This window comes from Kitasatospora sp. NPDC004289, assembly GCF_053602875.1.
This window is the reverse complement of sequence record NZ_JBSGEL010000013.1, coordinates 135,241-146,718: the sequence shown is the minus strand read 5'-3', so window position 1 is coordinate 146,718 and position 11,478 is coordinate 135,241. Positions and strand designations below refer to the sequence as shown.

13 protein-coding genes and 1 tRNA gene are annotated in these 11,478 nt (G+C 73.2%); 6 read left to right on the top strand and 8 right to left on the bottom strand.

Going from position 1 to position 11,478, the window contains the following annotated elements; translation table 11 throughout:
* Positions 1-110, top strand: a 110-nt coding sequence (locus ACWEPF_RS11880; protein ID WP_452172471.1) for a Fe-Mn family superoxide dismutase, incomplete at its 5' end; no start/stop codon positions are given.
* Between the two features lie 72 nt (positions 111-182).
* Here the strand turns inward: ACWEPF_RS11880 and ACWEPF_RS11875 are convergent.
* Positions 183-1,298: an MrcB family domain-containing protein gene (locus ACWEPF_RS11875; protein ID WP_452172466.1), complete on the bottom strand. Its 1,116-nt coding sequence runs from the start codon at positions 1,296-1,298 to the stop codon at positions 183-185.
* An 88-nt stretch (positions 1,299-1,386) separates the two neighbouring features.
* Positions 1,387-1,467: transfer RNA gene (locus tag ACWEPF_RS11870), tRNA-Tyr, on the bottom strand.
* A 218-nt stretch (positions 1,468-1,685) separates the two neighbouring features.
* Here ACWEPF_RS11870 and ACWEPF_RS11865 point away from each other — a divergent pair.
* The gene (locus tag ACWEPF_RS11865) at positions 1,686-2,174 is read left to right on the top strand and encodes a YajQ family cyclic di-GMP-binding protein (RefSeq protein ID WP_402295139.1); all 489 of its coding nucleotides are present in this window, start codon (positions 1,686-1,688) and stop codon (positions 2,172-2,174) included.
* Between the two features lie 191 nt (positions 2,175-2,365).
* Positions 2,366-2,896, top strand: a complete 531-nt coding sequence (locus ACWEPF_RS11860; protein ID WP_452172465.1) for a hypothetical protein — start codon at positions 2,366-2,368, stop codon at positions 2,894-2,896.
* Between the two features lie 63 nt (positions 2,897-2,959).
* Here the strand turns inward: ACWEPF_RS11860 and ACWEPF_RS11855 are convergent, their stop codons facing one another.
* The gene (locus ACWEPF_RS11855; protein WP_452172464.1) at positions 2,960-3,760 is read right to left on the bottom strand and encodes a hypothetical protein; all 801 of its coding nucleotides are present in this window, start codon (positions 3,758-3,760) and stop codon (positions 2,960-2,962) included.
* A 309-nt stretch (positions 3,761-4,069) separates the two neighbouring features.
* Positions 4,070-4,540, bottom strand: a complete 471-nt coding sequence (locus tag ACWEPF_RS11850) for a hypothetical protein (protein WP_452172463.1) — start codon at positions 4,538-4,540, stop codon at positions 4,070-4,072.
* Positions 4,541-4,658: 118 nt separating this feature from the next.
* On the opposite strand from ACWEPF_RS11850, the gene mug reads away from it, so the two are divergent.
* Positions 4,659-5,222, top strand: a complete 564-nt coding sequence (gene mug, locus ACWEPF_RS11845; RefSeq protein WP_452172462.1) for a G/U mismatch-specific DNA glycosylase — start codon at positions 4,659-4,661, stop codon at positions 5,220-5,222.
* 7 nt (positions 5,223-5,229) lie between these two features.
* Here mug and ACWEPF_RS11840 read toward each other — a convergent pair whose 3' ends face one another.
* Positions 5,230-6,171: a LysR family transcriptional regulator gene (locus ACWEPF_RS11840; RefSeq protein ID WP_452172461.1), complete on the bottom strand. Its 942-nt coding sequence runs from the start codon at positions 6,169-6,171 to the stop codon at positions 5,230-5,232.
* Between the two features lie 137 nt (positions 6,172-6,308).
* Between ACWEPF_RS11840 and ACWEPF_RS11835 the strand changes: the two genes are divergently transcribed.
* Both ACWEPF_RS11835 and ACWEPF_RS11830 read left to right on the top strand, forming a co-directional pair.
* Complete coding sequence (locus ACWEPF_RS11835; RefSeq protein WP_452172460.1) at positions 6,309-7,349, top strand: NADP-dependent oxidoreductase; 1,041 nt, start codon at positions 6,309-6,311, stop codon at positions 7,347-7,349.
* Positions 7,350-7,463: 114 nt separating this feature from the next.
* Positions 7,464-8,105, top strand: a complete 642-nt coding sequence (locus tag ACWEPF_RS11830) for a DUF4232 domain-containing protein (protein WP_452172459.1) — start codon at positions 7,464-7,466, stop codon at positions 8,103-8,105.
* A 41-nt stretch (positions 8,106-8,146) separates the two neighbouring features.
* Here ACWEPF_RS11830 and ACWEPF_RS11825 read toward each other — a convergent pair whose 3' ends face one another.
* The 3 genes from ACWEPF_RS11825 to ACWEPF_RS11815 all read right to left on the bottom strand — a co-directional run bounded on the left by ACWEPF_RS11825 (position 8,147) and on the right by ACWEPF_RS11815 (position 11,283).
* Entirely contained in the window at positions 8,147-8,731 is a 585-nt protein-coding gene (locus ACWEPF_RS11825) for a GNAT family N-acetyltransferase (protein WP_452172458.1), read from the bottom strand.
* Positions 8,732-8,848: 117 nt separating this feature from the next.
* The gene (locus ACWEPF_RS11820; protein WP_452172457.1) at positions 8,849-9,778 is read right to left on the bottom strand and encodes a formylglycine-generating enzyme family protein; all 930 of its coding nucleotides are present in this window, start codon (positions 9,776-9,778) and stop codon (positions 8,849-8,851) included.
* Positions 9,779-9,879: 101 nt separating this feature from the next.
* Positions 9,880-11,283 (bottom strand): sulfatase family protein, encoded by a 1,404-nt coding sequence (locus ACWEPF_RS11815; protein WP_452172456.1) that lies wholly within the window; start codon positions 11,281-11,283, stop codon positions 9,880-9,882.
* Positions 11,284-11,478: the final 195 nt, after the last annotated feature.

Genomic DNA, 11,478 nt, shown 5'->3' with positions numbered 1-11,478 from the left:
CCTACTACCTCCAGTACCGCAACGTCCGCCCCGACTACGTCACCCGCCTCTGGGACGTCGTCAACTGGACCGACGTCACCAACCGCTTCACCACCACCAAGAACACCTGACGTTCCCTCGGCAAGCACGGAGCCCCGTCCCGGGATCGGGACGGGGCTCCGGTCATTCCGGCTGTCGAGCCGTCAGGCTGGTGTCCGGTAGAGGTACGAGACCACGGACAGATCCTCGTCCTCGATCCACCAGGGCGATACGCACGTCAGCACCCCACCGGACGCTCGTGGCTCACCCCCGGACCCGTCCAGTGCGATCGAGTGCACCACCACCAGCGCGTTCTCCGGGAAGAACTCTCGCTGCCTATCGACCTCGGCCCGGGTCAGAACCACCTGCTCCCCGGCCGAGGTCGTCCCCTTCACCTCGACGTGCAGCCGCTCCGAATCGCCACGCCTCAACTCGAGGTCGTAGGACTCCCGCGCACCGACGTCCTCGACCGTCCAGCCCTGGCGCTCGAAGTGTTCCGTGGCCATTCCCATCGCACGCAGCTCAACCGCCTTGCGTTCCTCGGCCGTCAGCCGGAAACCTTGGCCGCGACCGCCGCGCGAGCGGCCGACGCGTCTGCCCGCCATCGCCGCCGTGACATCCAGCAGGTCGAGCACCTCGGGCGCGCTCTCCCCCGGCACCGGGATGCCGAGACGCTCACCCTCGTAGACCCTCCCCAACAACTGCGCCATGAAGAGCAGGTCCGCCGTCAGGACCTCCTCGGCCGGCATCTCGTCCGCCGAGTACTCGATCGCCACCACGTTCCCGGCCTCGTACCCGCGGCTGAGCTTTCCCTTCGTACCCTGCAGGTCGATGGATCGCACCAACCCCGGGCGCCGAGCCGGCGCGTCTTCGACCAACGGCCGCGCCCACTCGACCCGGGCCTTCAGCTCGTCAGGGCTCCGCTTGGCGAACACCGTCCCCGTCCACACGGTGGTCCCTTGGTTGAGCGACAGGTACACCCGATCGCCCGAGGCACTGAAGAGGTAGACGACGTACCACCCGACGGTGGCGCTGGGTGACCTCTCCTCGCTGTGGACGCGCACCCACGGGATCACCGAATTGCGACCGGTGCTGGACTTGCCCTCCACCACCACGTCGTCGGCCGGCAGGCCCAGTTCGTCTGCCAGGGCCTCGGTCAGCTCCCGAAGGCGCCGCGGCAACTCCTGCCTGATGATGGCGCCGCGCCGATCCATCTCCGGCGTCTTGTCCGCGGACCAGGACGGCTGCAGGTCGAGCACTTCACGCATCAGAAAGTCCACACCCGGACTCTAGGCAGCGGCCCCGACAGTGGACACAAGCAGAGGGGCCCGGGGAGCGTTTCCGCTCTCCGGGCCCCTCTATATCCTGTGGCTGGTGCAGGGTTCGAACCTGCGTAGCTTGCGCGACAGATTTACAGTCTGCTCCCTTTGGCCGCTCGGGCAACCAGCCAGGATGTTTCGTCTTGCGGGGCGCTGCCCCGTTCGACCTCGTAAACGATACCTGATGGATGGGGGTGCTTCGCCACTTGGTTGGTCACGTGATGATCAAGGCGGCGAGGCGTGGCTGTCGGGGGTGGGGCGGGGCGGGGGTGGATAGGCTGGGGCGGCGCCTGCCCTCGGGGGCGGGCGGTGACCGTGCAGTCAGAGCATCAAGGAGACCAACACACCATGGCCGACTCCAGTTTCGACATCGTCTCGAAGGTCGAGTGGCAGGAGGTCGACAACGCGATCAACCAGACCTCCCGCGAGATCGCCACCCGGTTCGACTTCAAGAACGTCGGCGGGGAGATCAAGCGCTCGGGCGAGAAGATCGAGATGAAGGCCAACGGCGAGGAGCGCGCCAAGGCGATCCTGGACGTGCTGAAGGACAAGTTCATCAAGCGCGGCCTGTCGCTGAAGGCGCTGGACGCGGGTGAGCCGCAGCTGTCCGGCAAGGAGTACAAGATCTTCGCGGACATCAAGGAGGGCATCTCCCAGGACGACGCGAAGAAGGTCGCCAAGATCATCCGCGATGAGGGCCCGAAGGGCATCAAGGCGCAGGTGCAGGGTGACGAGCTCCGCGTCAGCTCGAAGAGCCGGGACGACCTCCAGACGGTGCAGGCCCTGCTCAAGGGCAAGGACCTGGACTTCGCGATCCAGTTCGTGAACTACCGCTAGCAGCGGGCTGGTCGGAGAGGAGAGGGCCCGTCGAGGGCGCGGCGCCGGTCGTACGGCGTGCCGCCCCTCGGCGGGCCCTCTCCGTCGGGGGTGCGTGGCAACCTGTGGGGATGCTGACCGGACAGGGAACACCGGGCACCCCGGAGGAGTAGCACACCCCGAGCGCGCTGACGCCGCTGGACGGCGGCGAGGTGTTCCGGGGTGCGGCGGCGGCGGGGACGGTGCTGGACTTCTGGCGGTACGCGATGCCGGACCTGCGGACGAACACGACCCGTGGGCTGCTCGCGGAGTACCTGGTGCACCGTGCGGTGGGGGCGGTGCAGCGCAACGAGGAGTGGGCGAGCTTCGACGTCCTGCGGCCGGACGGGCTCAGGATCGAGGTGAAGACCAGTGCCTACCTGCAGTCGTGGGGGCAGCGCCAGCTGTCGACGATCCAGTTCTCCCGGCTGCGCGGGCGCACCTGGGATCCGGAGACCGGTGAGGCACTGGAGCAGTCGTACAACGCCGACGTCTACGTCTTCTGCCTGCACACCGCGCAGACGCACGCCGACTACGACCCGCTCGACGTCGGACAGTGGAGCTTCTACGTCGCCCCGCGCGCCGTGGTGGAGGCGACCGGGCAGCTCAGCATCGGCCTGGCTTCGGTGCGCCGCCTGTGCGGGGAGGCGGCGGCCTACGGGGAGCTGGCGCAGCGGATCGCCGTCTGCGGGCGGGTGGGCTGAGTGCGCGCCCGCGCCCCGGGGCCGTGCACGGGCCCGGGGCGCGGGGTGGGTGGTGACGGGGTGTCAGCCGGTGGCCAGGCTGGTGGCGGTGGCGGCCGTGGCGGCGACGGTGTCGGTGGAGAGGCCGGGGATGGCCGCCTTGACGGCGGCCGGGTCGGGCTTGGCGGCGGTGGCCTTGGCGACCAGGTCGGTGAGGTCCTTCTGGACCTTGGCGAGGGCGTCGGCCGGGTTGAGCGGGAGCGGGGCGGCCGGGACGGCGGGGACGGCGGGGGTCTCCGGGAGGGCCGGAGCCGGCGGGAGGGCCGGGGCGAGGTCGGTGGGGGCACCGCGGGTCTGGTCGACCGGGAGGGTCGGGGTGGACGGGGCCGGCGGTGCGGGGAGCTTGCCGAGCAGAGCCTTGATCGCGGCCTGGAGGTCGTCGAGCTGCTTCTGCAGGGCGGCCGGGTCGGGGGCTCCGGCGGTGGCCGAGCCGACCAGTTTGGTGATCTGGCCGAGGACGTCGCCGAGGGAGCCGAGGACGGCGAGGTTCGCGCCCGGGTCGGGGACGGCCGGGAGGTCGGGGACGGCGGGGACGTCCACGGGGGGCTTCACGGGGAGGTCCGGGACCGGCGGTTTGACGGGGAGGTCGGGGACCGGGGGTTTCACCGGGAGGTCCGGGGCGGGCGGGATGATGCCGGCCAGGTCCGGGAGGGAGAGGCCGGGGCGGGCGAGGTCCGGGAGGACGCGCTCGGGGTGGGAGGCGAGGAGGCGGAGGCTGGTCGCGGAGGCGGAGTCGGCAGCGTTCGCGACGGTGACGGACGTGGTGATGACCGGGGCGAGGCCCAGGGTGGCGGTCAGCACGGCGGCCGTCCAGGTGGCACGCATTCTTGCGTTTCCTTTCGTGTGATCAGGCGTTGTCGCCTGCATCACACGTTGGTGCACCCCAGGGTGACGGGCCACCGCGCCTAGGCCGAACGGTTCGCCGCCCGGCAGCGGTGCGGCCGGCGGGGCGTCCGGGGGCGCAAGAGCGTGCTCCGGGCGGGTGGGTGACGGTCCGCCAGACGGAGGGGCGGGCCGGTGGGCCGTACGGCGGGACGCCGGGCACGCGCCGGGGAGGCGTGACGGGGGCGCGCTGGGCCGTACGGCGGCATGCGGCGGGGACGGAGCGGGCAGCGGGCAGCGGGAGGGCGGGGGTCAGTCGGCGGGCCAGTCGACCAGACGGCTGTGGCGGCCGAGGCCGACCTCCTCGAACTCGTCCGCGGCCGGCGTGCGCCGGGCCCCGATCCGGCGCAGGGCCTGGGAGATGGGGCTGCCGTCCTCCGGGAAGGGTTCGGAGGTGCAGGCGAGCGGGCCGAGGACAAGGCGCCCGTCCACCCAGACGGCGGCGCGCTGGGTGCCGTCGCCGCCGACGTAGTGCGCCTCGACGTAGCCGATCGGGGAGGCTTGGGACCAGGCCACCAGGCGGCGGCCGAAGCCGCCGGGGAAGGCGGTGAAGCCGGGTTGCAGGACGCCGCCGTGCTCGGCGACGGTGTCGAACAGAAGGTCCGTCATCGGGATCAGCGCCAATCCCTGTTCCAGTCTGGTCACACGGGCGACCGGCACCTCTGCGGCCACCACCTTGAGCAGGTCCCAGGAGCCGATGAGTGCCTTGAGTTCGTAGGACATCCAGCCATTCTGCGCCCTCCAACGACGGCGTGGCAGCGGAATATCGAACTCACTCTCCCTTCGTGGCATGGTCGTTGTGAATATGACACCGCGCGCCCCCAGGAGGCAGACTGGGTGGATGGTCAGTCAGGGGCGGCCCACGGCCGAGGAGTTGGCCGCGGCGCGGGAGCGGACGGTCCCGGACGTGGTGGCCCCCGGGCTGCGGGTGCTGTTCTGCGGCATCAACCCCGGGCTGTGGTCGGGCGCGACCGGCCTGCACTTCGCCCGGCCGGGCAACCGGTTCTGGCCCGCGCTGCACCGCTCCGGCTTCACCCCGCGCCGGCTCCGGCCCCAGGAACAGCTGGAGCTGCTGCCGTACGGGCTCGGGATCACCAACGTGGTGGCCCGGACCACGGCGAAGGCGGACGAGCTGACCGCCGAGGAGTACCGGCTCGGCGGGGCGGCCCTGGTGGAGCGGGTGGAGCAGCTGCGGCCACGGGTGCTGGCGGTGCTGGGGATCGGGGCGTACCGGACGGCCTTCGGGCGGCGGAAGGCCGCCGTGGGGCGGCAGCCGGAGGGGATCGGCGCCACCGAGGTGTGGGTGCTGCCGAACCCGAGCGGGCTGAACGCGCACTTCACCCTGGACGGGATCGCGGCGGAGTTCCGCGCGCTCCGGGAATCGCTCCCGCCGCAGGCGGATTGACGGACCGTCAGGCGAGCACGGGCGGCGGGGCCGCGCGCAGTTCGCGGATCACCGCGCGGACGGCGGCGGTGCGGGCCAGGGCGGGTGTGGTGACGTAGCCGACGTGCCGGGTCGGTGGCTCGGGGTCGAGCGGGGCGACGGTGACGCCCGGCGGGGCGGAGAGCAGGGTGAGGGCGGGCATGATCGACATGCCGAGTCCCTGGGCGACCATCGAGAGGGTCACCGTGTCGTCCGAGACGTTGACGGTGGCGGCCGGGATCCAGCTCTGCCTCCGCCACCACGCGCGGGTGTAGGAGCCGCAGTTCTCGTCCCAGTCGACCAGCGGGAGGGTGCGCGGACGCGGGTGCCCGGCGGGGTGCACCAGGGCGTAGGGCTCGCTGAACAGACGGCCGGCCACCAGGCCGGGCAGGGCGGGCGAGGGGACGCTGCCGGTGGCCGCGTCGAGGGTGGCGACGGCCAGGTCGGCGTGGCCGTCGGCCACCTCGCCGGCGGTGCCCCGGCCGAGGTCGCGGACGATCCTGACCTCCGGGCGCAGGCCCGGGTGACGGGCCGCCAGCCGGGCCAGCACGGCCGGGAGCAGGTGGGCGGCGGCGCTGCGGAAGGCGGCGATCCGGACCGGGCCGGTGGGTTCGCCGCCCGCCGGGGCGGCGGCGGCCCGGGTCTCGGCGGCGAGGACGGTGAGCAGGTGGAGGACCTGCCGGGCGTGGGCGGCGGCCTTCGCGCCCGCCGGGGTGGTGCGCGCCCCGTGACGCCCTCGTTCGAACAGGACGGCACCCAGCTTGCGTTCGCACCCGCGCACGGCGTGCGAGACGGCGGACTGGGAGAGGCCGAGCGCTGCTCCGGCGGCGGTGAAGCTGCCCTCTCGATCCACGGCGACCAGGATCCGGAGGTCGGCGGGGGTGAGATCGGAGCGGGTGGGGTCGGTGAAGTCGGTGGGGTCGGTCGTCACCGGTGAAACCTAGCCGGTGGGGGCTCCTTCCATGAAGAGGGTTCATGGAAGGGCGGGAACCATCGACGTGCGCCCCTGCCACGCCCGCGAGCCGGTGCCTAGCGTTCCGTCCGTACCGAGCACGGAGGAGAGAGACCATGACCCGCACCGCCCGCTACGTCCACCAGACCGCCCGCCCCCAGGGACGCCCCTCCCCCGCCGACTTCGCCTTCGTGGAGCGGGCGCTCCCCGAGGTGCCGGCGGGCGGGGCGCTGGTGGAGAACCTGTACTTCTCCGTGGACCCGTACATGCGCGAGGTGATGGACGTCGGCGAGCTGCATGCCCCGCTGGAGGGGCGGGCGGTCGGACGGGTGGTGGCCTCGCGGTCGCCGCACCTGGCGGAAGGGGACCTGGTGGCGCACCGTCAGGGATGGCGCACCCACGCGGTGCTGACGGAGGCGGAGGTCCCCGCGCCCGGCGCGCTGCCCGACCCGGGGCGGGTGCGGCGGATCCGACCGGCCGACGGGGTGCCGCCGAGCGCCTACCTGAGCGTGCTGGGCGGGACGGGGCTGACCGCGTACGTGGGACTCACCCGGGTGGCCCGGCTGCAGCCCGGCGAGGACCTGTACGTCAGCGCGGCGGCGGGCGGGGTGGGGACGGCGGTGGGGCGGTTCGCGCGGCTGATGGGGGCCGGGCGCCTGATCGGGAGCGCCGGATCGGCGGAGAAGGTCCGGGAGTTGACCGGGCGGCTGGGCTTCGACGCGGCGTTCTCCCACCGGGACGGGCCGGTCGGCGAGCAGCTGCGGGCGGCCGCGCCGGACGGGATCGACGTGTACTTCGACAACGTCGGCGGGGACCACCTGGCCGGGGCGATCGAGGTGCTGCGGGAGGGCGGGCGGGTCGCGTGGTGCGGCGCGGTGGCGCAGTACGACGATCCGGCCAACCCGCCGGCCGCCCCGCACAACCTGTACGACGTGGTGGGCAAGAGCCTGCGGGTGGAGGGGTTCCTGGTGCGCAACCACCGCGACGCGCAGGCGGAGTTGGAGGAGTGGGCGGCCCCGCACCTGCGCTCGGGAGCGCTGGTCGCGGAGGAGGCGGTGACCGAGGGGTTCGACCGGTCGGTGGAGGCGTTCCTCGGGATGCTGGGCGGGGGGAACCTGGGGAAGGCCGTCGTGCGGGTGGCGGAGAGCGGTTCATGACGGTGTGTCACAGGACTGTCCTGGGGGTGGAACGGGCGGAACGGTCCACCGGGGGCGGGCGGTCCTGGGGTGGGAGAGCACCGAGCGCCACCGTCCCACCCGGAGGAGAACCCCATGCGCGTCCGCAAGCCCGCCGTCGCCGTCCTGGCCGTCGCCGCCGCACTGCTGCTCACCGCCTGCCAGGACGGCGGAACGGGCTCCGCGGCGAGCGCACCGACCCCGACCGCCGCCACCCCGGCCTCGTCCTCGTCCCCGTCCGCCACCGCCTCGGGGACCCCGAGGACCACCGCACCGAGCACCCCGGCCCCTGCTACCGCCACCGCCACTGCCGGGAAGACCGCCCAGTGCCGGACCGCGGACCTGACCGTCACCGCCGCGGACCGCACCATCACCGGCGACGGCGAGAACACCGTCGTGGTCGAGCTGAAGAACCACGGCGACAGGGCGTGCACGCTCGCCGGCTACGCGGGCGTCGACCTGAAGACCTCCGCGGGGACGGTCTCCGCGAAGCGCTCCGGCGAACCGGTGGTCACGGGCGTGCTGGCGAGCGGGAAGTCGACGTACTTCGGCATCGGCTACCCGGCCAACGGCTCGGGCGGCTCCGGCGTGCGGATCACCGGGCTGGTGGTGACCCCGCCGGACGAGACCCATCCGGTCACCCTGGCCTGGCCGGGCGCGGGTTCGCTGCCCGTGACGGAGGGCGGCGGTTCGCCGGTGCGGATCGGCCCGGTCGGGAGCGCCGGCCAGGGCGGCTGACCGTACGGGGCGGCCGGCCGTACGGGCGCCCTGGCGGACCGTCAGTCGGTGGCGAGCCGGGCGTGGAGGTGTTCGTCGTGGTGGTGGCCGTCGCCGAAGCGGTGGCTGGCGCGGAGGGTGCCTTCGAGGGGGTAGCCGGCCCGCAGGGCCACGGCGCAGGAGGCGGCGTTGCCGGTGGCGTGGGCGAGTTCGATGCGGCGGGCGTCGGCCCGGGCGAAGGCCCACTCGGTGACGGTGCGGGTGGCGCGGGTCGCCAGGCCCCGGCCGCGGGCGGCGGGGTCGAGCCAGTAGCCGATCATGGCGAGTCCGTCGAAGCGGTCCACCCAGCGGATGGTGACGGCGCCGAGGAGGTCGTCCCGGACGGGGTCGAGCAGCGCGAAGGAGCCGGCGTCGCCGCGTTCCCAGGCCGCCGCCCGGCCGGTCAGCCAACGCTCGGCGTGCGCGGGGGTCCCGGCGGGCAGCGGGTTCCAGAGGGCGACCGCCGGGTCGGCCGCGATGGCGGCGATCTCGCGGGCCCGGCGGTCGAGGTCGTCGACCAGGGTCCAGGGCACCGCCCGGAAGCCGTCGCCGTCCAGCTCGGCGGGGCGGAAGGTCGGGGCGAGGTCGTTCGGGTCCACGGTGCTCATGCGCACCTGTGTACACGGGGACGAACGGCACCACCAGGCGATTTCCGGCGGCGGGTCGAGGGGGCGGGGTCGAGGGGCCGTCTCCCGTACGGTGCCGGCCGTCTCCGGTACAGCCGCTCAGCCCGCCACCCGGAAGCCGATGTTGCCGGCGGAGCTGTCGGGGGTGTTGGAGCTGCGGGCGGCCACCCGGTAGCGGTTGCAGTAGGAGTCGTGGCACATGTGGGAGCCGCCGCGCATCACCCGGGCGGTGCCGCTCGGCGGCCCGACCGGGTCCTGCCGGGGGCCGGTGCGGTGGAAGTCGGGGCTGAACCAGTCGGCGCACCACTCCCAGACGTTGCCGGCCACGTTGTGCAGGCCGTGGCCGTTCGGGCGGTAGGACTTCACCGGGACGGTGCCGCGGTGGCCGGTGTTGACGGTCGGGAAGACGCCCTGCCAGATGTTGCACATCTCCCGTCCGCCCGGGGCGAGTTCGTCGCCCCAGGGGTAGCGGCGCTGCTCCAGGCCGCCCCGCGCGGCGTACTCCCACTCGGCCTCGGTGGGCAGCCGGGTGCCGGCCCAGGCGCAGTAGGCCCGGGCGTCGTTCCAGGAGACGTGCACCACGGGGTGGTTCTGCCGCTCGCCGACCGAGGAGCCGGGGCCCTCGGGGCTGCGCCAGGAAGCGCCGGCCACCGAGCGCCACCAGGGGACGGCCGCCACCGAGGGCGAGCCGGCCGCCAACTCCCTTGTCAGGAAGCCCTCGAAGACGAAACTGGCGCCGAAGGCCTCGGCCTCCGTGACGTGCCCGGTGGCCTTCACGAAGGCGGCGAACTGCGCGTTGGTGACGGCCGTCGGCGAGATCCGGAACGGGGCGACCTCGACCTCGCGGACCGGGCCCTCGCCGTCGGCCGGGTAGCCGAGACCGTCGTCGGTGCCCATCAGGAAGCGCCCGCCCGGGAGTTGGAGAAGCCCCCGGGCGGGACGGGCGGTGCGGGCGGACGGTGCCGTCAGGGTCAGCGGGGCGGCGGACCGGCCGGGCGTGCAGCAGGACTTGTGCTCGGTGACGGTCATCGCGCTCCGCTTCCCTTCGGGTGATCGGACGGGTCGTCAAACAGGTCGTGGAACGGGTGGTCGGACGGGCCCTGCCCCCGCGCGGGCAGGGCCCGTCCGGGTCAACTGGTCCGGTCGGCGGCCAGGGCGGCGGCCAGGGCCGGGATGCCGAGCGCCTGTTCCTGGGCCGGGGTGGCCTGGTGCAGCAGGTTCTGCAGCTGGTACGGGTCGCTGACCAGGTCGTAGTACTCGCGGAACAGCACCTGCCCGGTCCCGCTCACCACGCCCGCCGCGTTGGTGTGCAGGGCGTAGTACTCGGTGTACTGCCGCTCCTTGTCGACGTACGAGGCCCAGGTGTTGGGCCCGCCGGCGGCGGTGCCCTGCTTCCACCACTCGACCAGCAGGTGGTCCCGGGAGTACCCGGTGAGCAGCGAGCGGCCGTCCTGCGGGGTGTTCGGGGTGATCCCGGCGGCGTCCAGGATGGTCGGGGCGATGTCGATGTTGGCGGCCAGCCGGTTGTCGACGGTGCCGGCGGCCAGCCCGGCGGCCGGCCAGGACAGGTAGAACGGCACCTGGTGGCTGGGCGAGTAGGGCACCGACTTCTTCAGCCAGCCGTGGTCGGCCCAGGTGTAGCCGTTGTCGGCGATGTAGATCACCAGGGTGTTGTCGAGCTGTCCGAGCGCCTCCAGCTTGTCCCGGAAGGCCTGCACCGCGTCGTCCACCGAGAGCAGGGTGCGGAGTTGACGCTGGCGCAGCGCCCGGGCGTCGTCCAGGGTGGCGGTGGCGTCGCGGATGTAGGCGGGCTTGTCGCTGCGGTCGGCCTCCGGCACCGAGGGGCGGCCGTTCCAGGCCGGGACGGGCGTGTCGGCGTACTTGGGGGCCGGCACGTTGGGCTCGTGCGAGGCGTACGGGGTGACGTAGGCGAACCAGGGCCGGGTGTCGGTGGCGGCCTCGTCCAGGAAGGCCAGCGCGTGGTTCTTGATCACGTTGGTCGGGTAGCCGGTGATCTGCCGGACGGTGCCGTTGTCGTTGTAGTTGGCGTTGTTGTTGTAGCTCGGCTGGAGCAGCAGGAAGTCCTCGAAGTGCGGCGGATTGTCCGCCAGCGTCCAGGAGTTGAGGTACTTGCCGAACAGGCCGGTGCGGTAGCCGGCCTGCTGGAGGTAGCGCTGCACGGTGGTGTGCTGGTCCAGCGCGGCCGAGGCGCCGTTGTTGCGCACGCCGTGGTTGTGGGCGTAGCGGCCGGAGAAGACCGAGGAGCGGGACGGGGCGCAGAGCGGGGTGGCGACGTGGCCGTTCGGATACTCCACGCCGTGGTCGCCGAGCCAGGCGATGGTCTTCTGGATCGCCCAGTTGGTGTGCTTGGGCTGGTCGTCGGTGACGATCAGCAGGATGTTGGGGCGGGCCGCGCTCGCGGCGGGCTCGGCGGCCGCGGCCCGGCCGGCGGCCAGCGGGACGGCGGTGGCGGCGGCCACGGCGGCGGCTCCGGTGAGGAAGCCGCGGCGGCTGGGGGAGGTGTGCTCGGGCATGGCTGTGCCTTCCGATGTCGCGGAGTGGACGGGAACGGAGGGATCAGCGGGAGGGACAGAGCCCGCAGGCCAGACGTCCGTGGTCGACGTGGCGGCGGGCAACGAGGTGGACTCCGGTTGCCATGCACGCGACCCTAGGAGCGGCCGGCCCGGGCCCACAAGGACGAGGTCGGGAAGTACGCGGGAACGACACAG

What these genes read in the sequence shown, in the direction of transcription:
- ACWEPF_RS11820 (WP_452172457.1), bottom strand. Translation starts at nt 9,778, where the DNA reads ATGACCGTCACCGAGCACAAGTCCTGCTGCACGCCCGGCCGGTCCGCC.
- ACWEPF_RS11855 (WP_452172464.1), bottom strand. Translation starts at nt 3,760, where the DNA reads ATGCGTGCCACCTGGACGGCCGCCGTGCTGACCGCCACCCTGGGCCTC.
- ACWEPF_RS11850 (WP_452172463.1), bottom strand. Translation starts at nt 4,540, where the DNA reads ATGTCCTACGAACTCAAGGCACTCATCGGCTCCTGGGACCTGCTCAAG.
- ACWEPF_RS11825 (WP_452172458.1), bottom strand. Translation starts at nt 8,731, where the DNA reads ATGAGCACCGTGGACCCGAACGACCTCGCCCCGACCTTCCGCCCCGCC.
- ACWEPF_RS11835 (WP_452172460.1), top strand. Translation starts at nt 6,309, where the DNA reads ATGACCCGCACCGCCCGCTACGTCCACCAGACCGCCCGCCCCCAGGGA.
- ACWEPF_RS11815 (WP_452172456.1), bottom strand. Translation starts at nt 11,283, where the DNA reads ATGCCCGAGCACACCTCCCCCAGCCGCCGCGGCTTCCTCACCGGAGCC.
- ACWEPF_RS11865 (WP_402295139.1), top strand. Translation starts at nt 1,686, where the DNA reads ATGGCCGACTCCAGTTTCGACATCGTCTCGAAGGTCGAGTGGCAGGAG.
- ACWEPF_RS11830 (WP_452172459.1), top strand. Translation starts at nt 7,464, where the DNA reads ATGCGCGTCCGCAAGCCCGCCGTCGCCGTCCTGGCCGTCGCCGCCGCA.
- mug (WP_452172462.1), top strand. Translation starts at nt 4,659, where the DNA reads ATGGTCAGTCAGGGGCGGCCCACGGCCGAGGAGTTGGCCGCGGCGCGG.